Raw genomic sequence first — 25154 nt, forward strand, 5'->3', positions numbered from 1 at the left:
ACATCGTCAATACTTATGTAAGGTATTTTTTGCGACTATGTTAGCTATACTTACATTTTATAAATCCCCAAACTTCACATAACAATGATTTAACTATATATTTAAGCGAGTTAATGCGGTAAAGTAACTGTAATAACATCCTAAAACATGGGGAAAACATTACATCATAAATGTTTCTTATCACTATTGATTAATAAATGTATTCAATCCCCCTATGATATGAAAAACCGGACATCCCCCCTGCTTCATTCTCAAGAATGAAACGAGGGAAATGTCCGATTGTATTGTGGCTAACTATAAGATTAGACGCCTACTCTTGCCGGGAAAAACTCGGCAGGTTGTTTGGCTGTATTAAACGTTTTGCCCACGATTGGAGCGAGTTTCTCCAGATCCTGCAGCAAGTTGGCGAATTGGTCAGGGAACAGGGATTGTACGCCGTCACCTGTCATGGAGTTGTCTGGATCTGTGTGCATCTCGATGATCAGTCCATTGGCACCAGCAGCAACAGAAGCTTTTGTCATCGGTTCTACCAGTTCCCGACGTCCTGTACCATGGCTAGGATCGGAAATGACAGGCAGATGGCTAAGAGACTGCAGCACAGGAATCGCCGACAGATCGAGCGTATTGCGAGTATAGGACTCAAACGTACGAATGCCGCGCTCACAGAGCATTACATTAGGGTTACCGCCGGCAAGGATGTACTCAGCCGCGTTCAGAAGCTCATCGTATGTCGCACTGAAGCCGCGTTTCAGCAATACGGGTTTGCCGCATTCGCCCAGCTTACGCAGCAAATCGAAGTTTTGCATGTTCCGGGTACCGACTTGCAGAATATCCGCGTACTCCGCACAAATATCCACGTATTCTGGAGTCATGACTTCCGTGATGGTCAGCAGGTCATGTTTCTTGCCAGCTTCAGCCATCATGATGAGCCCTTCTACACCTGTTCCCTGAAAGCTGTAAGGACCGGTACGAGGTTTAAATGCACCACCGCGCAGTACCTGGCCACCAGCAGCTTTCACAAGACCGGCAATCTCGTCAATTTGGGCTGCAGATTCAACCGCACATGGTCCACCCATAACGACAAGTTCTTTTCCGCCGATATCCACTCCCTTAATGGAGATGACAGTATCTTCAGGGTGAAAGTCACGGCTGGCCAATTTGTAGGACTTCGAAATTCTTACGACGTTCTCTACACCCTTCATTTGACGGAGATGTTCCTGCATTTTGGGTTCCACTTTGCCAATCAATCCGATGATGGTACGATCCTCCCCGCGGGAGATATGCACCTGAAGCCCTTCCTTTTCAATCACAGCGACGATATCCTGAATCTGTTCCTCCGGTGTTGCCTTGCCTGCAATAACGATCATAATTAATTCCCATCCTTCCTTGTATGAGAGCACCAAACTGTTTCGATGTGCATCTGATTATAATTAAAAGTTCTGTTACGCTTAAACGCTTGTTCGCTTTTAAGCTTTTATCCACTAAAGTAAATATATCATAGTCTGCCATTCTCGTCAAGATGGCTACGAGTGCGCTTAATACAAAAGAAATCCTGTGCCGCATGCCCAGATTCAAGGCTGCAGCACAGGATTCTTCGATTTTTGTTACGTTGTGCGGGTCTTCTCCCGCACTGGGGGCAGCAGTTTGCTCATGTTGACGGTACGCTTGATTTCCCACGTCTCCGGTTGATCATGCTCATATTGCTCCAGATAACTGATAACTTCCTTCGTAATCGGAGTCGGCGTCGAAGCACCTGAAGTTACGGCTACCTTGTTTACCCCTTTCAGCCATTCCTGCTTGATCTCGGACACATCCGATACCCGGTAGGCCGTTACGCCCGCAATCTCTTCCGAGACTTGTGCAAGCCGGTTCGAGTTGTTACTGCGCGGGTCACCCACAACGATAACCAGATCAGACTGACCGGCCTGCTCAGCCACAGCTTCCTGACGAACTTGTGTAGCCAGACAGATCTCGTTATGAATTTCAGCGCCCGGGAATTTCTCCAGAAGGCGGCTCATGATGTGTTTGATATCCCATTGGCTCATCGTCGTCTGATTGGTAATGAGAATCTTGCCAGCTGGAACATTCAGTGCATCAATCTCTTCTTCCTTCTCAATCAAATGCACCTGGTCAGGCGCAACTCCTATAGCCCCTTCGGGTTCAGGGTGATTCTTTTTGCCGATATAGATGATCTGATAACCTTCAGCCGTTTTCTCCCGGATCAGGTCATGCGTCTTGGTTACATCCGGACATGTTGCGTCTACTGTAGTGAGTCCTTTGTCACGTGCCATTTTGCGTACCTCAGGAGATACACCGTGGGCCGTAAAGATGACCGTTCCGCTCTCTACCTGACTCAAAATTTCAATCCGATTCGGACCATCCAGTGTAATGATCCCCTCATCTTCAAAGGAATCCGTCACATGTTTGTTATGCACAATCATACCCAATATATATATAGGCCGTGGTAAATCAAGATTACGTGCTGCCTGACGTGCCAATACCATGGCATCCACAACTCCGTAACAATACCCTCGCGGCGAAATTCGCAGTACTTCCACTTGGTTGCCACCCGCTTTCTTTTTCAGCATCACTGCCGATGTAATTGCAGTCCAGTCTATTATACCTTTATTCGATAGGTGGAGCAAAGACAACTGGCATCCAGATGATGAAAGTCGTTCCTTCACCGCGTCTGGTCACGACCTCAACGGAGCCCATATGCTCCTCAATAATCCATTTTGCAATAGATAATCCCAGTCCAATGCCCGGTGTAGCTCCGCGGGATTCATCCGCACGATAGAAACGATCGAAGATAAACGGCACCTCATCCTTATCCATACCGATTCCTGTATCACTGATCCGGAGACCAACCTGCCCTTTGTATAGGATGGCGTCAAGCGTTACCGATCCGTCCGGAGTGTATTTGAACGCATTTTCAATGAAAATAAAGAGCATCTGCTGAAGATAGTCTTTGCTGCCGTTCACATAAATACCATTTAAAATCGATAAATCGCCAACCCGCCATTCCGCGTGGCGATCCAGGAAATGTGCTCTGCGAGCTACTTCTTGCACCAAAATTTGCAGCGGAATCGGATTCAGTTCTATTTTCTGTCCTGTATCGGCCCTTGCCAGTGACAGCATGTCACTAATCAACCTGCTCATGCGTTTGCCTTCGTCCGCCATGTCTTCAATCGCTTCAAGCGACATCTCCTTGACGGTCTCCTCGTCCAGATTCGGTCGGTCATTGCCTTCCTGATCCCATAACTTTTTCAGGAAATCCACGTTTCCCCGAATCGTGGTCAGCGGTGTACGCAGCTCATGAGAGGCATCGGATACAAATCTGCGCTGAGCAGCATTGGTCTCCTCCAGGCCGCGGAAGGACAGTTCTGTCCGTTCGAGCATGTTATTCACCGTTTCGATTAAACGACCTATTTCATCCTTTGGTCCCGTATATTGTATCCGGACACTCAGATCGTCACCGGATTGAATCTGATTGGCTGCATCAATGACATTGACGAGTGGGCGCATCGATTTGCGGGCAAGAATGAGACCTGAAGTAATGGCCAGTGCCATGGCCACAAGCCAGCCAAAGATCAGAATGTTAAGCAGCGCCTCCAGCAATCGTTGCTGTGAACTTACATTGGCACCGACCTGAAGAAGTCCCCTGATTTCATTGGTTCCCTGGAGAGACAAGGGCTGCTGATTCACGAGAAAAGGAGTTCCATGTACATAGAGCTTAGATATGCCACGCTCCTGAAGGATGTCTTCCAAGTCAATGACATTAAAATAAATACCTGCTTTTCGCATGTTCTGAGAAACTTTGACAGATCCACTCTGGTAGTCCACCAGTTGAATATAGATCTGAGCTTCCTGAAGCTGACTCTCTGTAAACGAATCAATATCGAGGGATTGGGATAATGGATTCACGCCAATTTGCTCGGTAATTCGTTGGCTTTTGACTTTTAGCTGCTGCTCCACTTCCTGATAAGAGTTAAAATAGACAAAAGCATAGATTACGACACCCCAAAAAATAAGCACAGCTGCCAAGATGCCAGAATACCATGCGGTTAGTTTTAACCGAATGGACATGTCAGGAGTCACCCCTCAGAATATAACCCGCTCCACGAATCGTTTGGATTAAGCGTTTACCTCCATACTCTTCCGTTTTTTGCCGGAGCATCGCAATATATACTTCCAGTACATTTGACTCGCCGCTATAATCATAACCCCAGATCTTATCCATGATCAGATCACGGGAGAGCACTCTTTTCGGATTTTGCATAAACAAATTCAATAGTTCGAATTCCTTCGCTGTCAGCTCAAGACGTTTCCCATCACGCAGCACTTCGCGGGAGTCATTATCCAATATAATATCTTCGTAAACGAGCCGGTTATCCGGCGTTTCTGCAATATCCGATTTACGACGCAGCAGGGCGCGGACACGGGCTAGTAATTCTTCCAGTGCGAATGGCTTCACCAGATAATCATCCGCTCCGGTATCCAGACCGGTCACCCGGCTCTGAACCTCGTCCTTCGCGGTTAACATAAGCACAGGTACTTTGCTTCCTGCTTCCCTTAATCGGCGACATACTTCGAAACCGTCGATCTGAGGCATCATCACATCCAGCACCACTACATCCGGTTCCTTATCCATCAATTTACTGAGACCCTCAGCCCCATTGGAAGCAGTCTGTACCTCATACCCTTCAAACGCCAGCCCCCGGCGGAGCATGGACACGATTTTTTCATCATCATCCACAATCAAAATAGTTGAACGCATGGTCTTTCTCCTTTATTCTCACATTTTAATCTCATTGTAACAGCCAGAAGCCCAGTCTGCATCTTGACTGCATTTTTCGCTTCTCCAAGCTCTTGCTTGGTATCTGTAATCATGCCTTCATTAGGACAAAAAAAGCGAAAGGGCCCTCAAACCCTTCCGCTCTCTGAATCTCGAACCACCATTCATATTATGGTTGTGTTTGTTGCTGTTGATCAGATGTTTGTGAAGTATCATAGTCGTTTTTGTTGCCGATTTTGATTTTGATATCCATCTTCTTGCCATCGCGTACCACATTCAATGTAACTTCACTGCCGATTTCCTGAGTTTTGATGAAATCAATCAGGTCTTGGCTTGTGCTGTACGGCGTTCCATTCGCACCCGTGATGATATCATAGGCACGCAGATCGGCTTGGTAAGCCGGAGACTGATAGATGGTGCTGGCTACGACAGAACCTTCAGTAATATCCGTTCCCATTTGTTTCGCCACTTCAGGCGTCAGCGCCATCAGGGACGCACCGATGAACGGAACCGGCTCTTTTGGAACTTCTTTGTTTTCTTTCAGATATTTCACGGCATCCGAGATGACGCTTGAAGGGATCGCAAATCCAATACCTTGCGCATCAGCGCTAACGGCTACGTTCATACCAATGACTTCACCGTTAAGGTTAAGCAGCGGACCACCAGAGTTACCTGGGTTAATCGACGCATCGGTTTGCAGCAGATGGCTGTATTCGCGGGTTTTACCTGTTTCTTCATCCGGAATGCTGATTGTACGTTCTTTGGCACTTAGTACACCTGCAGTTACAGTATGCTCGAACCCTTCTGGGTTACCAATGGCAACAAGCCATTCACCAACCTGTGTGCTGTTTGAGTCGCCAAGCGGAGCAACAGGGAAATCATCGTCACCGCTGTTTTTCTCGATTTTCAATACGGCAAGGTCAAGATCAAAGCTGCTTCCCAGCAGTTTGGCTTCGTAAGGTTTGCTGTTGTTCTCCAGTGTAACCTGAATGACATCTGCCCCTTGAATAACGTGCTGGTTTGTCAGGATATATCCTTCTTTGTCAAAAATAAATCCGGAACCAATGCCGAGGGGAACAAGTTGATTGCTTCCCTGCTGCTGCTGCTGCTGGCCTTGGTTGCTATCCGTTCCGCCGCTTCCGTTACCTCCATTACCGAAGAAGTATTGATATAACGGATCACTCATCGTGGATCCACCTTGGCTTCCACTGCGTGCGGACTGCGTAGCCAATGTTTCAATCTTTACAACTGCAGGACTTGTGCTCGTCACTACAGAAGAGACATCCTCTTTACCTGTTGGCAGAAGTGATGCAGTTACATTATTGCTGCTGCCTGTATTCGTAGAAGTCGATTCCTGATTTGTGCTTTGATTCTCTGCACTTGTTAAGGCTTCTTGCGGAGTAAACATGTTCGTGCGGTCTGCCGTGTACATCAGTACTGTAATGACCAGCATCCCTGCTATAAAGGAAAACAATAATGATCTGACTGAGGAGCGAGGCTTACGGTTGTTGTAGTTCCAGTTTCCATTTCCGTTTTTGCCACCGTTGCCACCATCTCCACCGTTTCCGGAACCGCTGCCTCCGTTGCCGCGGCCCGCCTGTTCGGAAGATCCGTTATTGTAATGCATCGGAAGCGGCTTGACAGGGTCGGGTCTTGTGATCTGTACATTGCCCTCTTCACGGTCGCTATGATTCACATGACTGCTTGCTGTATCTTCCTGATTCACGGACTGAAAAGGTCCATAAGAATAATAGTAAGAGGATTCGTCCGTTCCGGATGTATTGCGGTTATCCGCTTGCTTTGTTTGGTCTTCCTCGTCTTGACGATTCGGTCTGTAATTACGTTCGTCCATGCTTTCTACCTCCCAATCTCTTCTTCGCAAGAGATATTCTTTAACTGTCCTTATTTTGTACTTTAAACCTTAACCGTACCTTAAAAACAATTAAAAAGGAGATAAAAGCACGCAATAATAGAACATTTTTCCCGTTAAATCAGCATTTTAATCCTTGTTCTTCACCCAACCCTGACGATGAGCGTAAATGGCCAGTTGTGTACGATCGTCCATTTCACACTTCATTAGCAGGTTGCTTACATGTGTTTTGACGGTTTTGACACTTATATGTAGTTCTTCTCCAATATCTTTGTTGGTTTTGCCTTCTGCAATGAGCAAAAGAACTTCCTTCTCCCGTTCGGTCAGACCGGATTCGTTCTCTCTCGCCGTGCGCTGCCTGATTCCCCGGGTTAACGCCTGGGACACATCTCCCGTCATGACAGGCATTCCCCGATAGGCTCCCTGAAGCGCATAGATTAATTCTTCAGCAGATACAGTCTTCAGGACATAACTGACGGCTCCCGCCTCAATGGCCTGCACCACCAGATCATCCTCGAGAAAACTTGTAAGCATGACTATTTTGGAACCCGGAAATTCACTCATGATGGCTTGCGTAGCCTCGGCCCCGTTCATGACAGGCATCATCAGGTCCATCAATATAAGATCAGGCATCTCACTCTGATCCAGCTTGCGCAGCTGATTAAGTGCATCCTGTCCATTTCCCGCTTCTCCCATCACATGAAATGTCGGCTCAAGCATCAGGTACGTTTTCAAGCCCATTCTCACCATATCATGATCGTCCACAATCATTACATTCACTTTTCCGTTCATTCCGTTTCCCCCTCTGGTTCATCCGGGAATTTGGGGATAAGCACCCGTACTGTCGTTCCCGCTCCCGGTTTCGAAATAATCTGGACATCTCCGCCAAGCTTTTCTGCCCGTTCTCGCATGGTGGACAATCCATAGGACCCTGGCCGCTCAACTTGCATGAAGCCCTGACCGTCATCGCTTATGCTCATGCTGATCTGATGCTCGGTCTCCCGTATGGACAGACTAACAAGTCCAGCCTCCGCATGCTTCACTACATTGGCAACGGCCTCCTGAATAACAAGAAACAGCTGGTGCTCGATGGCATCCGAGACGCCGCCATCCAGTTCCAGCTCTTTCACTCCCTTTAATCCATTCTGTCTGCAGTAATCCGGAAACCATCGATCCAGTGCCTCAGCCAGGTCCCTTCCTTCAAGTTCCACCGGACGAAGCTGAGCAATGAGACCACGCATCTGACGTTGCGCGGTATGCGACATCTGGATTAATTGGTCAAGTACTTTATGTCCGTGTTCGGGATTCATCTCAAGCAGTTTGGGCAAGGAAGACGCTGACATATGAATGGCGAACAGCTGCTGGCTTACCGTATCATGAAGGTCCCTCGCCATCCGTCTGCGTTCTTCAAGAACCGCTCGTTCGGAAGCCTGTTCTTTCTCGATCACTTCCTGCTCACCCAGACGCTGGAGCAGTCTCATTTTTTTCTCAATCGAATCCATCATGACGTTAAACTCCTGGTATACCCGGCCGAACGAGGCATCATCTGCCTCAGGCATGCGAACGGCCAAGTTCCCCTTGGATACTTTCAGCATATTCAGGTCCAGCAGGTCGATTTTGCGCTGGAGCCGCAGTGCAGCAATATATCCGGTAACTACAGTCGCCAGCACAACGACAGCCACATACATCCATGCACGCTGTCGTCCTGTTCCCATCAATACCTCTCCGTACAGCAAGTAGAACCCGCCCAGTGTAATCAGCCCGGTCAGGGCAAAATACATCATTAGTTCCCACTTGTTGGCCTTGAGAATCGTTCGAATCATGCGTTAACCCACCTTATTTACTTTGACGTCTCCGATAAATACACTTACTACGATCCGCACCTTTTTTCCTGCTTCGCGGTAATGGGAAGTTTCGGCCTGGGCACTACTGAGGAATCCTCCCCGTTTTTGGTTCAACAGCGACATATCTCCTATAAAGGAGTTCGTGGTGACAGTGACTCCCAGATCCATGTCTTCCGGCACGAATACCTTTACATCCCCAATAAATGAGGAAATGTTGATTTTGGTTTCGCCATAAGGGATTTGTGCTTTCGTCAAGTCAATAACCGTATCACCGATAAACGCCGAGATATTCATCGGTTTAAGGGAGAACACTTCCTGTCCCATATAGAGGTCACCGATAAATGCTGATTTGTTAACGGTATTTCTGTTGCTGTAATCTTCATATTCACTACCGTATCCGCCATCACCATAGTGACTTCCATACCCGTTACCATCTGGACCATGTGAATGGCTATGGGAATGAGAATTGTGCTTTTTCTTATGGTGATGTCCCTGATGCGATTCATTTTCAGCCCCATTATTGGAGTATGGATCGTAATGATTGTTTTTCGGCTCCTGTTTGGGTTTCCCAAACGTCTTTTCGAATTGTTCGTCAAAAGAAGAAGGCATTTCCAGGTCCTCGGAAGACAAGGGCTGGTATGGTTCAGGCGGTGGAGGTGGCTGCATTTTGTCCTGATGTTTGCGATCACGGCGACGGGGGCCAATTAGAACAAACAACCCTCCTCCAATTAACATGATTGGAATGAGATAACGAATGAACTCACCCATGGAATAATCAATCCAGCCGAGATTTCGTGACAGGAAGTATCCACCTATAGCAAGGACAATGACAGGTCCAATCATGGCGTAACCGCCATTGCGACGAATTTCAGTCACTCCTTTTACGCCCCACCAGATTAGAAACAGCGGCCAATATGTTCTAAATATATATCCTATATCAATGTCATAACCCAATTGCCGAAACAAAATGATTGCACCAACGGCAATCAACGGTATGCCAACCCACCAGCGGTCTCGCATAGATCGTTTCATCGCTCATGTCTCCTTCGTCTGTATTCTGTATCCAGTGTACCTCAGACAAGGGTTCGATAACAGCGGCGGCAGATGGAATTCGTCTCGGTCTCCAGACTGAGGACTGAGGATATTTATGTAAATTTATCAAAAAACTAAAAACACCCTGGAGCGTTTGCTCCAGGGTGCCTTGAATCATTATTTATTTTTGAAATTTGCCTGCACGGCCCACTTGGCCTGTTTGTCCAGTGTTTTCTACACCGAACTCTGCATTGTATTTTTCATCAGGTGTTTGGAAATTTTCTTGTACTTTGTTTTGCTCGGATTGTTTCACTTTGCTTGCCGCAGTTTCCTGTCCAAACTCTGCATTGTACTTCTCGTTTGGCGTTTGATACCCTTGTCCTTGTGTTCTTTTAGCCACAACGAATCACCTCTCTCTTCATATTTACGCTGCATTGCTGCTGCGCGGGGTTCGTCCCCAGTCAGTATTATGTGAAGAGAGCACTTCAGTTATTCATCCTTAACATTCCAAATTAAACGGCCTTGTCTAACCATGAATCCGGCACGGATTTGTACACATCGATTGCTTCAGACAACTCGTCCAGCATCTTTTCCGTGCACTTTCCGTCACCTTGTTTAATCACCTGTACCTCGACGTCCTTTTTGCCCCACTCCTTATACACTTGCTTCGTGGTCGGAAAATAAAGGTCAATTTTATTACCCTTGATGGCAGAACCTGTGTCCGCCACGATACCGTAACCATACCCGGGAATATAGAGAATGGAGCCGAGCGGGAATAATTTGGGGTCAGCAGCAATGGTTGACACCGTCTCTTTGTCTCTTCGTACCTTCACCCCGGAGTAAGTAATACCATACTGAGGATGTTTCGGTCCTTTACCGGTTGACTCTACACCTGCCGTGTAACCCGTCGCGGTCACCTTTTGGGTTCCCAGTACCTGTTCTGAGCGCGGCGCCATCACAGGCATGGATGGGTCGAGTACAAGCTGCTTGCCTGGGACATCCGGCTTAGGAATGACAATGGGCTGTGGAGACCACAATAAAGCCATATAGACCATCGTCGTGACCTGTACCTGATCACTGTATTCATAATCATGGATCGATACCTCAGACTGACTTTCAACATGCCGCGTTGCAGCTTGATCCTGCCGCTTGATGACATGCAGCACTTCATTTTCCTCTTCAAATGTATACGCCTCTGCCTGATTCCAGGACAATACCAACCCAATGGATATGACCATACTTGAAATCAGAACCCGTAATTGTTTTGTTTTCATTGCATTTTGCTTTTTCATTTTAAAACCTCCCCCTTACTGCAAAGGTTTTCCAAAAAGCAAAATGCTTATACATTTTCTACTTCACTAGGTTCCAGCACATGAAAAATAGCAAAAAAACCGTCTGGGAGCATGGATTAGGCCATGCCCTGACGGTCTTTCTCAAATGCATATATTTATATTGATCTTGTGCTGATTTCTTCTTTCAGTTGAGCTACGATTTCAGCCACAGGTTTCATGCCGAGATCGCCTTCTCCGCGTTTACGCACAGACACTGACTCGGCACTGCGCTCATTCTCACCAACGACAAACATATAAGGCATTTTTTCAAGTTGTGCTTCACGGATTTTGTATCCAAGCTTCTCGTTGCGCAAATCAGCCTCAGCAGAAATTCCCGCGCGCTTCAGTTTCGCTTCCACTTCACGTGCGTAATCGTCGAAGTTTCCGGATACCGGAATGACTTTTGCTTGGACAGGAGACAGCCACAGTGGGAATGCTCCCGCAAAGTTCTCCAGCAAGAATGCAGTGAAACGTTCCATTGTACTGATTACACCGCGGTGAATAACGACCGGTCGATGTTTTTGTCCGTCATCTCCGACATATTCCAGTTCGAATCGTTCTGGGAGCAGGAAGTCCAGTTGTACGGTGGACAATGTTTCTTCCTTGCCCAGTGCTGTTTTGATCTGCACGTCGAGTTTCGGACCATAGAATGCAGCTTCACCCTCTGCTTCATAGAAAGGCAAGTCGAGTTCTTCTACAACTTCACGCAGCATGCGTTGGGACATTTCCCACATTTCATCGTTTTGGAAATATTTCTCGGTATCCTGCGGATCACGGTAAGACAGGCGGAAGCGATATTCATGAATACCAAAATCCTTGTAAACCGTTTGGATCAATTCAATAACACGAGCGAATTCTTCCTTGATCTGATCCGGACGACAGAAAATGTGTGAGTCGTTCAAGGTCATCGCACGAACGCGGTGCAAGCCAGTCAGTGCACCCGACATCTCGTACCGGTGCATCATGCCGAGTTCGGCAATCCGGATCGGCAGGTCACGGTAGCTGTGCATGCTGGACTTGTACACCATCATATGGTGCGGGCAGTTCATTGGACGGAGTACGAGTTCTTCGTTATCCATTACCATTTTGGGGAACATGTCCTCTTGGTAGTGCTCCCAGTGTCCAGACGTTTTGTACAATTCCACATTACCGAGAACCGGTGTATATACGTGCTGGTATCCAAGACTTTCTTCCAAATCCACAATGTAGCGCTCCAGCGTACGGCGCAGTTTGGCGCCGTTTGGCAGCCAGATTGGCAGACCTTGTCCAACCAGTTGGGAGAACGTGAACATTTCTAGCTCTTTACCCAGCTTGCGGTGATCGCGTTTACGTGCTTCCTCCAGGAAGTGCAGATGCTCATCCAGCTGAGCCTTTTTCACAAAAGCTGTACCGTAGATACGCTGCAGCATTTTGTTTTTGCTGTCACCACGCCAGTACGCACCAGCAACATTCATCAACTTGAACACCTTGATCTTGCCTGTGGAAGGTACATGAGGTCCGCGGCACAGATCGAAGAACTCGCCCTGCTCATAAATGGTAATCACGCTGTCTTCCGGCAGATCACGAATCAATTCGAGTTTGTAAGGATCGCCCACTTCTTCAAACGTTTTGATTGCTTCAGCACGGCTGACTTCCTTGCGCACGATTGGCAGGTTTTCACTAACGATACGTTCCATTTCCTTTTCGATCTTTTGCAGATCTTCCGGGTTAAGCGGGTGCTCCAGGTCCATATCATAGTAAAATCCGTCTTCGATGACAGGTCCAACGCCAAGGTGAACCTCTTTGCTGCCATATAGGCGCTTCACAGCTTGAGCGAGCAAGTGAGCTGTACTATGACGCATCACTTCAAGTCCGTCTGGTGAGTCAAAAGTTACGATCTCTACCAATGCTCCCTCGTGAAGTTTGGTCGACAAGTCCACCACGATTCCATCCAGCTTCCCTGCTACGGCGTTTTTGCGCAATCCGCTGCTAATGGATGCTGCTACGTCCTCAATACTGCTGCCATCGGCGTACTCACGTACTGAACCATCCGGTAGTTTAATGTTAACTGCCATTTGTCTCATTCCTCCTGTAAATGTAACCTTGTCCATCAACATCATGGACTGATGATCTATTGCTATTCCTGCTGATTGGCAAAGAACGCAAAAAACACCCGTCCCGGCAAAGGGACGAGTGTTGTATACTCGTGGTTCCACCCTAATTCAGCTGTTTCATTCCTAATTGAAAGTACAGCCCTCATTGGCATGACGGTAACGGGCATGACCCGGCATATCCTTACTCACGGAACGATTACATTCATCTCCGTTTTCAAAACTGCAGCTACAAAGGGGTAAACCAAACGTGGCATCCGGAGGAAATTTCAGCCTGGTTCCCTCTCTCTGCACCGACCGTGCGTATGGTCCTTGTCTTTGTCAACGCTTTTGCTTATTGGTAAAAGTTCATCCATAAAAACATGTTCATTAATTCATGGATCAACAGTTATTATAATTGCCGAGATCACTTGCGTCAAGGCCTGACAGCAGGCCGGAACGAAGCACTTCACACTCCGGGCAATGATGACATAATTGAACCTTGTCCTCGAAGATCTGGCGAATCGTCGATATAATCGGCAGATCGGGTGTGTTGGTATGAAGCATCACTTTTTCGGGAGATATCGATATAAGTGTGCTTACAATCATGTCTTCAATATCCATTTCCAGTTCAAGACCAGGCATCTCCACGACGACTTGCTCATCTTTTTGCACAGGGAGCTGGTTAAGCCCTGCATCCAGAACCTGAAATTCATGCGAGCCTTTGTGCACCAGATGGACCAAAGGAACTTTGGCTTCCTGAAAGAACACAAAATATTTTAACAGTCCCATGAATTCTTCGTATTGACGATCCATCCAGAATTCATCCAGTGCATACTCCACCAGTTCGTGCAGTTCCTGTTTGTATTGCTTCATTCGAAAATGAAGAATGCCTTCAAGGTGAAAGAAATGAACCTCCTCCAGATCATGTCTCAGACCATTTGCGAGGGTTAAACGCCGTTTCTCTCGAAGCCCTGGTTGATCCAGATCACCGTTGAATAACAAGGGCATGCAGATCCGGTGTACCTTCTCCACTTCATATTCATCCATAACGGAACAGGCCTTGGAAATCATGTTTTCTACAATGGAGCGCTCCCGGGTATCCATAATGAAATCAGCCAGTCCTTTGGCAAGCAAGTCACTGATCTGAGGCAGCCACTGCTGAAAGTCCACGTGATTTTCATTCCCTCTGCAGACCCAGGCTGCTTTGCCGTCATTATGTTTGAAGGTGAGCCGGAAACCTCTTTTGCTTATATGTAAACCTTTGGTTTTTTCTTTGATGCAGCGATAAAATTGATCTGCTTCCTCTTGCCCTGACACATCGGTCCATACGGCGAACAGCTCCACAAGAATCACTCCTTTCCTTCCTGTTCAAAGTATATGGCAAGGCCGAGGGGGATATACGAAGCGGATTGATGGAAAGCGTGTCATCATTTCTCAGTATATTTGTAAAGAGGTTTGGAGTTCAGACAAAATTGTGTTATTATTTTGATAACAGTATGTTTCACGGAAAAGGGGGGGAAGCCAAAATGAGACAACTACCTAGAATGCTCCGCAGTGCTTTTATCATCATTTTGTGTTTGTTCCAAGCGTTGTGCTTCCCTATTCCGATGCAGACAGAATCCGCTGTTGGCGTATCCGTTGATGCCACTTCCAATAAGGAAGTGTTATTGCAAATACCCGAAACTCAGCAAAAACCTGCTATCCGCAAATACTCGCAAGTCATGGTCAAGCTGATTGCAGTGACGAATAACAAGCCTGTATTTTTGGTGCTTGCCTTATTGCTGATGCTGCGAATTCCTACTCCGCGTCTGCCCTTTAAACCGTTGATCTGTCTGTTTAAGCGCAGATTATTTCTGCTACCCATTAAATTCACCAGTATGTATTTGTCCCTCGCCCCTCATGCACCAAGATACGTAAACGCCCTTCACTAGGCGTTGCACCGTATGTTCGGTTGCCATGCATAGAGACATCTCTGTCCAACAGACGGTGTACTTGTGCATAACTTATAACCCTTTAAGCAAACGTTAGTTAACGACAAGGTTAACAGAGTGTTACGATGTGTGTTTGTTATATCCAATTTTGTTCAAAATTCAATGTATACGGCTGTGTGTCAGGAGTGCCTGGCTCTATTTGCCCGCATCATTTAATGTTCCTTCCAAATACAGATCATTCTATTTTCGGGAAATAAGCCTGTCTTCTGTGGCCAGCCCCTAATTTAAGGAGGCATACTATCCATGGATGTACGTGAAACAGATTTGCCGGGAATCGGCAAGAAGTTCCAGATTGAAACGAGCAGCGGAGATAAAATTGTGATCATTATTCATGATGATGGACGGCGTGAAATGTACCATTTTGAATACGACGATCCGGATCAAAGCATCTCCATGATTACCCTCGATGATTATGAAGCCAGACAAATTGCCGCTATCGTTGGCGGATTGACCTACAAGCCAAAACAGCTTGAAAATATTGAAGTTACTTTTGATGATCTGATTATCGAATGGTACAAAGTCGAATCCTCCTATGGATGCATCGGCAAGTCCATCGGTGAATTGAACGTTCGTCAAAACTCTGGGGCAACGGTTATTGCCGTTGTAGAGAGAAACCACAAAAAACATATCAGCCCCGGTCCTGAGGTCGTGATTACTGCAGAGTCTACCGTTGTCGCTGTTGGCGAACGCAATCAGCAGAAACTCTTCAAATCCCTCCTCCTGACCGGAAGGGGGTGAGTTGATGGATCATCTGATTTTTGAAGTAGGTCTGGCGCTCGTTCTCATTGCTGCCGCTGGCCTCTTATCTGCCAAATTGCGTTTTTCGGTCGTCCCGTTTTACATTCTGATCGGGATGGCCGTTGGTCCACATGCCATGCAAATATGGCATCTGGACTTCCGTTTTATCGAAAGTCAGCCTTTCATCGAATTCATGGGCCGGATTGGTATCCTGTTCCTGCTCTTCTATCTCGGTTTGGAATTCTCGGTAGGACGTCTGATCAAATCCGGTAAATCCATTGCCGTTGGCGGTTCGATCTATATCGGGATTAACTTTACACTTGGATTAGTTTTCGGATTTGCATCCGGCTTCCCACCAGCCGAGGCACTTGTTATTGCAGGGATTACCACCATATCCTCCAGTGCCATCGTGGCCAAGGTGTTAGTCGATCTGAAACGTACAGCCAACCCGGAGACGGAAATGATTCTTGGAATTATCATGTTTGAAGACGTGTTCCTGGCTGTCTACATCTCCATCCTATCCGGATTGGTGCTCAGTGACTCATCCTCGATCGGAGGCGTCATCGTATCCGCGCTTATCGCGCTTGGATTCATGCTCATTGTCATCATACTGGGGCGCAAAGCGACTCCGCTGCTCAACAAGCTGCTTAAAATACGTTCCAATGAATTGTTTTCACTTGTGATTTTTGGTGCATTGTTCCTGGTAGCCGGATTCTCCGAAACCATTCACGTGGCTGAGGCCATCGGTGCATTACTTGTTGGTCTGGTCCTGGCAGAGACAGAACATGCCAAACGGATTGAGCATCTGATCCTGCCGTTCCGTGACTTCTTCGGAGCCATCTTCTTCTTCAGCTTCGGATTGTCCATTGACCCTCTGTCCCTTGGCGGAGAAGCCGTATGGCTGGCTTTGATTGCTGTTGTTATTACGCTATTCGGTAACTTCCTGGCAGGCATGCTGGCCGGACGCAGTGCGGGACTGTCTCCGAAAGCCTCTGCTAATATTGGTTTAACCATTGTATCCCGCGGTGAATTTTCAATCATCATGGCCAACATGGGTAAAGCCGGTGGACTCTTGCCGCTTCTCCAGCCGTTTGCCGCACTGTACGTGCTGATTCTGGCCATACTTGGACCGTTATTAACCAAAGAGTCCAAACATGTGTTTAAAATTTTGGATAAAATATTCAAGTTCAAAGATCCTCGGAAGAAGAAAGAAGAACCGAAGGTTTTACAGAAAGAAGGATAAAACCTGTGCCTGTTCAGAACAGGCACAGGATCGTAACCGCGGCTCCTCGCCGATCTTCTGTGATCAACCCAGGGAGAATGGCTCGCCAGCCGCACGAAGGAGGATGACGTATGAAAGCACCTCTGATATCGGCTAATCCGGTGCCACAAACCGCTAAGACCAGAATATCATCCACCCGCCGCTTCCTGAATCTTTTGCTGGTGATCGTCGGTGGGATTCTGGCCTCCGTGGGACTTGAATTATTCCTGCATCCCAATAAGATTATTATTGGAGGCATTACAGGCATATCTTCTCTGTTCGCGCATTGGACTGAGATGAGAATTGGATTGTTCCTGTTCTTATTCAATGTTCCGTTTATATTTTTATCCTACAGGCTGGTGCAAAAGAAATTTGTACTCGTTACTGTACTGGGTCTGGTTGTCTTTTCGATTGGTGCCATCGTGCTTCATCCCATGCCGCCTCTGGTTGAACATCCGCTGGCTGCCGCCATGTTCGGCGGACTATGTCTGGGTGTTGGAATCGGACTTGTGGTGCGGTATGGCGGGACACTGGATACGCTGGAAATCGGTGATCCGTCCTCCCGGCCACCTGAACGGGTATTTAGCGGGAAACGGATGCTTATCGAAAAAATAATCATGCTGCTCAACTTGCTGATTCTGACAGCCGCTGGTGTTGTCTTTGGTTGGGATCAAGCGATGTACTCTGTTATTGCCTATCTAATTGCATATGAAATGGTCTATATCGCATTCCGCGGATTCAGGACCACTCGCAAATTGTACATTTTGACTACCCAAAGCTCGCAGGTTGAAAAAGCCGTTCGCAAACGTCTGCGACGGGAACCCGGATCTCCTATGGCATCTTCTGAATCGACTTCCTTCGTCCCTTCTGAAGGATGGGTTCACAACATCCCGGGGGCATTATACTATGAAGTTCATTTTCTGGAGATGATCTGGCTGAAATCCATTGTGCGCCATATTGATCCGCACGCTGGAATTGTCACTCATCCGGAGAAATGATAACAAGCTTCATAAAATCATGAACCCAAAAACTCTCTCTAAACCCTGTGATAGAATATCACTTCAGGTTAGAGAGAGTTTTTTTATGTTTCTATTCCTGCATGCCTCATTTTCGATCCTCTATACTTTTATAGTTCAACTATTGCTTTTACCACATGTGTATCTGGGAGCAACCACTTGTCCATGGCGGAAGGAAGCTCAGTTAAAGGCTCCCGATGCGTAATGTAGCCATCCATGCTGAGCTTTTTCTGACGCAAAGTCGATATCACTTGCTCAAAATCCGCACGCGTTGCATTGCGACTGCCCAGTATGCTCATCTCCCGTTTATGAAACTCAGGATCATGGAACGTTATATCGGCTTTGACCAGTCCCACATAGATCAATTGTCCGCCATGAGCTACATACCGAATGGCCTCATTCATGGACTGCACATTGCCTGTTGCATCAAACACAGCGGTAGCGTAATCACCTTCCGTCACTTCAGCCACCTGCTCCACCACTTGATCTGTTGCCTGTATTAAAACATCTGCCCCAGCCCAGATGCGGCTTAGTTCCAAGCGGTCCAGGTTCCGATCAATGGCAATTACTCGTGCTCCGGCCTGTTTCGCAAAAGCCATGACACCAAGTCCGATCGGCCCTGCGCCGATTACTATAATCTGCTCCCCAGGCTGCACACCTGCTCTTCTCACTGCATGGGCACCGATACTGAGCGGTTCAACCATTGCTGTTTCATCCAGGGTCAGTCCTTCCGCCTTAATCAAATGGGAAACAGGCACGCTGATTCTTTCGCGCATACCTCCATCCACATGTACTCCCATGACCTGCATGGATGCACAGCAATTGGTTTTCCCTGTTCGACAGGCAATACAGTGACCACAGTGCAGATAGGGAATAATGCTTACCTGATCTCCAACTTGAAGGCCAGCAGTATTCGGGCCAATGTCATCAATGATCCCTGACAGTTCATGTCCCAGAATACGAGGATAGGTAAAATAGGGCTGGTTGCCTTTATAAGCATGCAGATCCGTCCCGCAGATGCCAATCCGCTTGATCGATACAATGGCCTCATGTTCAGCTCGGATGGGTTCGTCGGTGTCCTGTATTGTCAATCGATTAATCTCTTCACACACAACAGCTTTCATCCCTGTTCCCCCTTCGCTGCTTTCTGTTGTGGTTCGTTATACTCGGGACGGCCACTTGTCCACGTTATGTTATGAACGGGTGCCAGAATGCGCAGTACCTCTGCCAAAAGCTCTTCATCGAGCGGTTCATCTACCCACTCCGCATTATGACGGATGTTAAGTTCACTTGCGCTGCTCACCAGTGTGGTTGGGATCTGTTCATTTGCCGTAGCAAACTGCACAGCCAGCTTGGCAATATTTGCACCTTGCTCTGCACAGAACTGCGCAGCTTCAAGACAGACTTGTTTGACGCGTTCCTCTGCTGGATGCCAGGCGGGCGTCCCTCTTGTACCTAATAAGCCCATGGAGAGAGGCGAAGCATTGACGAGGCCAACTCCCTCTTTTTCCAATAAAGGCAGCAGGGACAACAATGAGGTATCATTCAATGCATAATGACAATACGAGATGATGGCATCGGCATCAATCTGCGGCAGCACTTTTTCGAACAGGGGCAGGGGCAGACCACAGACTCCCGCATGACGAATTACACCCTGCTCCTTCAGTTCCAGCAAGGCTGGATAGGCTTCTTCAATAATGATCTCTGCTGGTGCAAACTCAATATCATGCAGGAACAGAATATCGATATAATCGGTGTGCAATCGGTCCAGACTTTCCTTGACGCTATCCTGTATGCGCTTACGGGAAAAATCAAACTCATTCTCTCCGTATCGTCCCGCCTTGGTTGATAAAATATATGAACTGCGCGGCTGGCTTCGTATCGCTTCCCCAAGTACCGTCTCTGCCTTGGTTAGACCATAATAGGGTGACACATCTATATAGTTCATTCCTGCATCCAGAGCTGCATGTACCGTACGAATACCTTCCTCGCGGTCAATATCGCGAAACACCGAACCCAGGGAAGACGCGCCAAAACTCAACACAGGTACATCGAGACCGGTCCTGCCAAGCTTCCTTCTCTTCATTCACTTGCTCCTCTCCAGCATGTCTGTTGCTCCGTTTCTTTCATTTTAACAGTTCAATATCAATATAAAATATCGCCATATGCGTAATATGTACTCTTTCATGACCTAGGAATGGCCCCTTATGGCAAGCATCCAACAAAAAACCACGGATTACCCTTCAATGGGCAGCCCGTGGTCTTCAATTCTAATATCTAGACATAGATAAATCCTCTTTATTAGTTTTGCATGACAAAATCTTGCTGCACAGAATTCTCTTCTTCATCAAACATGCGCAGAATATCGTATCTTGTATTACGCTGTGCCGGAATATAACCCGCCTCACGAATAAGCTGAAGAATCGAGCCAATATTGACTTTGTATGTAGCACCCGCTGCGGATACGACATTCTCTTCAATCATCGTGCTGCCGAAATCATTACAGCCAAATTCAAGCGATTTCTTACCGATTTCAGGACCCATGGTTACCCATGAAGATTGGATGTTTTTGATATTATCAAGTACAAGTCGGCTGATCGCTACCGTCTTCAAGTATTCTTCCGGAGTTTGGCGCTCCAGTTTCAGATTCGTATTATCCGGCTGGAATGTCCAAGGAATAAATGCAAGGAAGCCTTCTGAATCATATTTGTTCGCAATACACTCATCCTGGGCTTCACGTACACGAAGCAGGTGAAGTGCACGCTCCTCCATTGATTCGCCCAAACCGATAACCATGGTTGCGGTTGTGTTCATCCCGATCCGGTGAGCTGTCTGCATAACGTCCATCCAGTCGCGCCATGAACCTTTCAGACGGCTGATTTTGCGGCGTGTACGGTCATCCAGAATCTCAGCACCTCCACCTGGCAAGGAATCCAGTCCTGCTTCGTGAATGGCACGTACGACTTCTTCCAGCGTAAGACCATCTGAAACTTCTACCATTTTCATAATCTCCGCCGGTGAGAAGGAATGCATGGTAATGTTCGGGAAACGTTCTTTGATTGCTTTTAACAGATCCGTGTAATAGCTGAAAGGCAGGTTGGGATTCGTTCCGCCTTGCATCAAAATCTCAGTCCCGTTCACATCTTGTGTTTCCTGAATTTTCTGGAAGATCACTTCGTCCGGTAATACATATCCTTCATCTGATCCGGGTCTGCGATAAAAAGCACAAAAACGGCAGTACACATCACACACGTTGGTGTAGTTGACGTTACGCCCAATGACAAATGTTCTGTATGGCTCAGGGTGCATACGCTTCATAATAACATTGGCAGCTGCCCCGATTTTGTCGACTTCATTCGATTCAAACAGTTGAATTGTGTCTTCCAGGTCTAATCGTTCGCCCCGAAGGGCTTTATCTAAGATACGGTCTACCGTACTCATCGTAAAAAGCCTCCCTCATGAAGAGAAAATATGTTCACGATCCGTCCCGACTTGTATATATGCCAGCCTTGTGCATGATTGGTTGGTTCCAAACGATTGCGTAGAAATAGAAATTCTAGATGGATTGGAACCTTTCGATCCATTCTGGGTTAATGAAAAAAAACGGCTCATTGAATCTATGCATAAGACGCATCGCTTGCAAGTGCTGGTGGCAACATCGCATTTCTGTACTCTGTCTATCGTAACACAGGTTACATGTGAAAAAAAGCACCTTATGGAAAGGTGCCCTAAATTTAAGTAAAAATATTGACATATTCAATCTATTATAATTCCAGCTTTTTTAGACTTATTTATTGATTGTTCAATTAGTCCAAAATGATGATTATGATTCCTGAAGCGCCTGATCCAGATCAGCAATCAGATCGTCGATATCTTCCAGCCCGACTGAGAAGCGCAGCAGCCCATCGGTAATGCCCCGTTCAAGTCTAACCTCTGCAGGCATTGCTGCATGGGACATCATCGCAGGATAGGACAGAATACTCTCCACAGCACCCAGACTGACTGCTACGATTGGCAGTTTCACCCGGTTAAGCACCGCTTTGGCACGGTCACCCGAGCCAACGTCAAATGAGACAACCGCTCCATAACCCGTGGACTGGCGCTCGTGAGCTTCACGACCCGGATGCTCCAGCAGCCCAGGATAGTATACTGCGGTAATATCGCTGCGTCCGCTAAGCCAGGCAGCCAGCTTCGCCGTGCTTTGTTCACTGTGTGCCATACGAGCTCCGAGTGTTTTCATGCCGCGCATCAGAAGCCAGGATTCTTGAGCACCGAGTACGGTACCAAGCCCATTTTGAAGCTGTTTGAGTTGTCTCCCCAGCTCTTCGGTGCGGGCAACGGCAAGTCCGGCAAGTACGTCACTATGTCCACCAAGAAACTTGGTTGCACTATGTACAACAATGTCCACGCCGAGCTCAATCGGGCGCTGATAATATGGCGTCATGAATGTGTTATCGAGAATGGTAATCAGTTCATGTTCCTGTGCCCAGGATGTGACGGCAGCAATATCCGTGATCCGCAGGGTCGGGTTGGAAGGTGTCTCCATATAGACTGCCTTCGTATTCGGCTTAATGGCCGCCCTCACTTCTTCAATATTGGTCATATCCACAAACGTTGTCTCGATTTGCATTCTGCTAAGAATGGACGTGAGCAGGCGGTATGTTCCCCCATACACATCTTCTGTTACGATCATGTGGTCGCCTGCCGAGAACATCAGGAACACACTGGAGATTGCGGCCATTCCTGAAGAGTAGGCGAATCCGCGGGCTCCACCTTCAAGCAATGTGATGTAATCCTCCAACGCTTGACGTGTCGGATTACCCGAACGGCTGTAATCATGCTGTGGTGGATTAAAGATATCAAAATGATGGAATGTGGATGCCTGGTAGATCGGTACGCTGGAGGCTCCCGTTGTTTTATCGACTTCGTCACCAAAATGCAGCAGCTTGGTATCAAACTTCAATTCGGATTGCTTGTTGTTCTGCTCACTCATGATGTACGCCTCCTTCAACCTCACGCTGCGCAGCTTCCAGGGCATTCCCCAAATCCGCAATCAGGTCGTCTGCATGCTCAATTCCTACGGAGAATCGCAGCAAGCGGTCATCGACACCTACGGCGTCGCGTATTTCGAGCGGGATATCTGCATGCGTCTGCACCGCAGGATACGTCATCAACGATTCAACGCCGCCAAGACTCTCGGCAAAGGCAATTAACTTGATGTGGCGCAGCAACGGTTCAACTAAACGGGCATCTTTGACTTTGAAAGAGAAGATGCCTGTGTTTCCTCTAGATTGTTTCTTCTGCACTTCGTATCCCGGGTGATCTGACAAACCTGGGTGATATACTTCCCCCACGGATGGATGTTCCAGCAAATACTTGGCAATGGTAAGTGAATTATACTCATGACGCTCCATACGCAGCGCGAGTGTCTTCATGCCTTTCATCAACTGATAGGAATCACTTGGAGATAGTACTGCACCAATGGAGTTATGCAGGAATGCCATTTCGGCTGACAATTCCTCGCCCTTAGTGATAATCAATCCGGCAAGCACATCGTTGTGTCCACCCAGATATTTGGTTGCGCTATGAACAATGATATCTGCTCCGAGCTCGATAGGACGTTGGAAGAACGGCGTCAGCAGTGTATTGTCCACAATGGTCAACAGGTTATGGCTTTTCGCCCAGGAGCTGACCGCTTCAATATCCGTAATCATCATAAGTGGATTGGTTGGCGTCTCGATAAATACAGCTTTGGTGTTCGGCTGACGAATGTCTTCCATGGCCACCAGATCATTCGTGTCCACGTAGCTTGCCGTTACGCCAAAACGGGACAGGATACGCTCTAGAAGACGATACGTTCCCCCATACAGATCCAACGAGACAATCAAATGATCTCCCTGTCCAAACATGGCGAAGATCGTTTGCAGCGCTGCCATGCCCGAGCTACAGGCAAAACCGGCATCACCTGATTCGAGTGCGGCTGCAGCTTCTTCCAGCACCTTACGCGTTGGATTGGTTGTACGGATGTAGTCAAAGCCTGTGCTCTGCCCGAGCTTCGGATGGCGGAACGCCGTTGATTGATAGATGGGGAAATTCACGGCACCAGTCACCGGTTCATTGACGGATCCGATTTGAGCCAAGCGGCTTTCGATTTTCAACTTATTGTCTTCCATTGCAGTATCCTCCTGTAATCTCGATTAGATTTGCGGGCCAATATCGTAAGGCGTCTCCTGATACACATAGTAATTGAGCCAATTAGAGAATAATAAGTTTGCATGTGCCCGCCAGGTTGCCGGAGGAACACGGGATGGATCGTCATTTGGAAAATAGTTTCTTGGCAGTGCGATATCCAAGCCCTTGGATGCATCGCGGTCATATTCCCATTTCAAGGACAATGGATCATACTCCGCATGCCCTGTCACAAAAATTTGTTTGCCGTCTTTGGTGGCAACCAGGAAAATGCCAGCTTCCTCCGATTCGGCCAAAATTTCGAGGTTATCGTTCTTCTCAATATCCTCGCGCCGAACTTCGGTATGACGGGAATGTGGGACATTGAACACTTCATCAAATCCGCGAAGCAGCTGTACGTGAGATTTGTTGATCGTATGTGGAAATACGCCAAAACACTTCTCTTCCAGCGCTACCTTAGGTACACCGAAATGATGGTACAGACCAGCCTGAGAAGCCCAACAGATGTGCATGGTCGATGTGACGTTGGTTTTGGTCCAATCGAAGATCTCCTGGATTTCCTTCCAATAATTCACGTCTTCGAAATCCATTTGCTCCACAGGGGCACCCGTAATGATCATCCCGTCAAAACGGCGGTGTTCAATCTCATCAAAGGTTTTGTAGAAAAGATTCAGATACTCCTGTGACGTGTTCTTCGATGTGTGGGACTTGGGATGAACCAGAACGATATCGACCTGTATAGGGGTGTTTCCCACCAAACGAAGCAGTTGGGTTTCTGTTGTTTCCTTGGTAGGCATCAGGTTTAATATAGCAATGCGTAGTGGACGAATATCCTGCTGGTAAGCATGTGTCTCGTCCATTACGAAGATGTTCTCACCTGCGAGGACTTCCTTGGCAGGCAGTGCGTCTGGAATTTTAATTGGCATGATGTACAAACTCCTCCTTGTGCATAGATAGATGCAGCCATCAAAGGCTTGATGTGTTTCACATCAAAATCGTTCTAGACTGCCATGAG

Annotated in this window: 23 protein-coding genes; 5 read left to right on the forward strand and 18 right to left on the reverse strand. The window is 47.4% G+C overall.

Features of this window, described 5'->3' with window-relative positions; genetic code table 11:
* Positions 1-302: 302 nt before the first annotated feature.
* The 11 genes from aroF to thrS all read right to left on the reverse strand — a co-directional run bounded on the left by aroF (position 303) and on the right by thrS (position 12926).
* On the reverse strand, positions 303-1367 hold the full coding sequence (gene aroF / locus CHI14_RS09890) for a 3-deoxy-7-phosphoheptulonate synthase (protein ID WP_095288271.1): 1065 nt from the start codon (positions 1365-1367) through the stop codon (positions 303-305).
* 237 nt (positions 1368-1604) lie between these two features.
* Positions 1605-2558, reverse strand: a complete 954-nt coding sequence (locus CHI14_RS09895; protein WP_095288433.1) for a 4-hydroxy-3-methylbut-2-enyl diphosphate reductase — start codon at positions 2556-2558, stop codon at positions 1605-1607.
* 67 nt (positions 2559-2625) lie between these two features.
* The gene (locus CHI14_RS09900; RefSeq protein WP_095288272.1) at positions 2626-4086 is read right to left on the reverse strand and encodes a sensor histidine kinase; all 1461 of its coding nucleotides are present in this window, start codon (positions 4084-4086) and stop codon (positions 2626-2628) included.
* 1 nt (position 4087) lies between these two features.
* Positions 4088-4777, reverse strand: coding sequence for a response regulator transcription factor (locus CHI14_RS09905; protein ID WP_095288273.1), 690 nt, complete (start codon positions 4775-4777; stop codon positions 4088-4090).
* 187 nt (positions 4778-4964) lie between these two features.
* Positions 4965-6647, reverse strand: a complete 1683-nt coding sequence (locus tag CHI14_RS09910) for a S1C family serine protease (RefSeq protein WP_095288274.1) — start codon at positions 6645-6647, stop codon at positions 4965-4967.
* Between the two features lie 147 nt (positions 6648-6794).
* The gene (locus CHI14_RS09915; RefSeq protein WP_095288275.1) at positions 6795-7457 is read right to left on the reverse strand and encodes a response regulator; all 663 of its coding nucleotides are present in this window, start codon (positions 7455-7457) and stop codon (positions 6795-6797) included.
* A complete protein-coding gene (locus CHI14_RS09920; RefSeq protein WP_170948079.1) occupies positions 7454-8488 on the reverse strand; it encodes a HAMP domain-containing sensor histidine kinase in 1035 nt (344 codons plus the stop codon). Before CHI14_RS09920 ends, CHI14_RS09915 begins: the two co-directional genes overlap by 4 nt.
* 3 nt (positions 8489-8491) lie before the next feature.
* Positions 8492-9541 carry a cell wall-active antibiotics response protein LiaF gene (gene liaF, locus CHI14_RS09925; protein ID WP_095288276.1) on the reverse strand — a complete coding sequence of 350 codons (1050 nt, stop codon included), beginning with the start codon at positions 9539-9541 and terminating at the stop codon, positions 8492-8494.
* Between the two features lie 181 nt (positions 9542-9722).
* Positions 9723-9941: a hypothetical protein gene (locus CHI14_RS09930; protein WP_095288277.1), complete on the reverse strand. Its 219-nt coding sequence runs from the start codon at positions 9939-9941 to the stop codon at positions 9723-9725.
* A gap of 112 nt (positions 9942-10053) precedes the next feature.
* A complete protein-coding gene (locus CHI14_RS30630; RefSeq protein ID WP_481856401.1) occupies positions 10054-10779 on the reverse strand; it encodes a 3D domain-containing protein in 726 nt (241 codons plus the stop codon).
* Between the two features lie 209 nt (positions 10780-10988).
* Positions 10989-12926 (reverse strand): threonine--tRNA ligase, encoded by a 1938-nt coding sequence (gene thrS / locus CHI14_RS09940; RefSeq protein ID WP_095288278.1) that lies wholly within the window; start codon positions 12924-12926, stop codon positions 10989-10991.
* 75 nt (positions 12927-13001) lie between these two features.
* Here thrS and CHI14_RS29685 point away from each other — a divergent pair, with 75 nt between their 5' ends.
* Complete coding sequence (locus CHI14_RS29685; protein ID WP_141236654.1) at positions 13002-13205, forward strand: hypothetical protein; 204 nt, start codon at positions 13002-13004, stop codon at positions 13203-13205.
* 138 nt (positions 13206-13343) lie between these two features.
* Here the strand turns inward: CHI14_RS29685 and CHI14_RS09945 are convergent, their stop codons facing one another.
* On the reverse strand, positions 13344-14297 hold the full coding sequence (locus CHI14_RS09945; RefSeq protein ID WP_095288279.1) for a putative sporulation protein YtxC: 954 nt from the start codon (positions 14295-14297) through the stop codon (positions 13344-13346).
* Between the two features lie 173 nt (positions 14298-14470).
* Here CHI14_RS09945 and CHI14_RS09950 point away from each other — a divergent pair, with 173 nt between their 5' ends.
* The 4 genes from CHI14_RS09950 to CHI14_RS09965 all read left to right on the forward strand — a co-directional run bounded on the left by CHI14_RS09950 (position 14471) and on the right by CHI14_RS09965 (position 17932).
* Positions 14471-14875 (forward strand): hypothetical protein, encoded by a 405-nt coding sequence (locus CHI14_RS09950; RefSeq protein ID WP_141236655.1) that lies wholly within the window; start codon positions 14471-14473, stop codon positions 14873-14875.
* Positions 14876-15178: 303 nt separating this feature from the next.
* Positions 15179-15673: a cation:proton antiporter regulatory subunit gene (locus CHI14_RS09955; protein ID WP_095288281.1), complete on the forward strand. Its 495-nt coding sequence runs from the start codon at positions 15179-15181 to the stop codon at positions 15671-15673.
* A gap of 4 nt (positions 15674-15677) precedes the next feature.
* The gene (locus tag CHI14_RS09960; RefSeq protein ID WP_095288282.1) at positions 15678-16916 is read left to right on the forward strand and encodes a cation:proton antiporter; all 1239 of its coding nucleotides are present in this window, start codon (positions 15678-15680) and stop codon (positions 16914-16916) included.
* 110 nt (positions 16917-17026) lie between these two features.
* Positions 17027-17932: a YitT family protein gene (locus tag CHI14_RS09965; protein ID WP_095288283.1), complete on the forward strand. Its 906-nt coding sequence runs from the start codon at positions 17027-17029 to the stop codon at positions 17930-17932.
* Positions 17933-18060: 128 nt separating this feature from the next.
* Here the strand turns inward: CHI14_RS09965 and CHI14_RS09970 are convergent, their stop codons facing one another.
* The 6 genes from CHI14_RS09970 to metA form a co-directional block, all read right to left on the reverse strand.
* Positions 18061-19074: a zinc-binding alcohol dehydrogenase family protein gene (locus CHI14_RS09970; RefSeq protein WP_095288284.1), complete on the reverse strand. Its 1014-nt coding sequence runs from the start codon at positions 19072-19074 to the stop codon at positions 18061-18063.
* Positions 19071-20036, reverse strand: a complete 966-nt coding sequence (locus CHI14_RS09975) for an aldo/keto reductase (RefSeq protein ID WP_095288285.1) — start codon at positions 20034-20036, stop codon at positions 19071-19073. Before CHI14_RS09975 ends, CHI14_RS09970 begins: the two co-directional genes overlap by 4 nt.
* 215 nt (positions 20037-20251) lie before the next feature.
* Positions 20252-21391 (reverse strand): cyclic dehypoxanthinyl futalosine synthase, encoded by a 1140-nt coding sequence (gene mqnC / locus CHI14_RS09980; RefSeq protein WP_095288286.1) that lies wholly within the window; start codon positions 21389-21391, stop codon positions 20252-20254.
* A 382-nt stretch (positions 21392-21773) separates the two neighbouring features.
* A complete protein-coding gene (locus tag CHI14_RS09985) occupies positions 21774-22943 on the reverse strand; it encodes a trans-sulfuration enzyme family protein (RefSeq protein WP_095288287.1) in 1170 nt (389 codons plus the stop codon).
* Positions 22936-24123 (reverse strand): PLP-dependent transferase, encoded by a 1188-nt coding sequence (locus CHI14_RS09990; RefSeq protein ID WP_095288288.1) that lies wholly within the window; start codon positions 24121-24123, stop codon positions 22936-22938. The genes CHI14_RS09985 and CHI14_RS09990 overlap by 8 nt, the downstream gene beginning before the upstream one ends.
* Positions 24124-24147: 24 nt before the next feature.
* Positions 24148-25065 carry a homoserine O-acetyltransferase MetA gene (gene metA, locus CHI14_RS09995; RefSeq protein ID WP_095288289.1) on the reverse strand — a complete coding sequence of 306 codons (918 nt, stop codon included), beginning with the start codon at positions 25063-25065 and terminating at the stop codon, positions 24148-24150.
* Positions 25066-25154: the final 89 nt, after the last annotated feature.

Source organism: Paenibacillus sp. 7516 (assembly GCF_002272715.1).
Lineage (GTDB): Bacteria > Bacillota > Bacilli > Paenibacillales > Paenibacillaceae > Paenibacillus > Paenibacillus illinoisensis_A.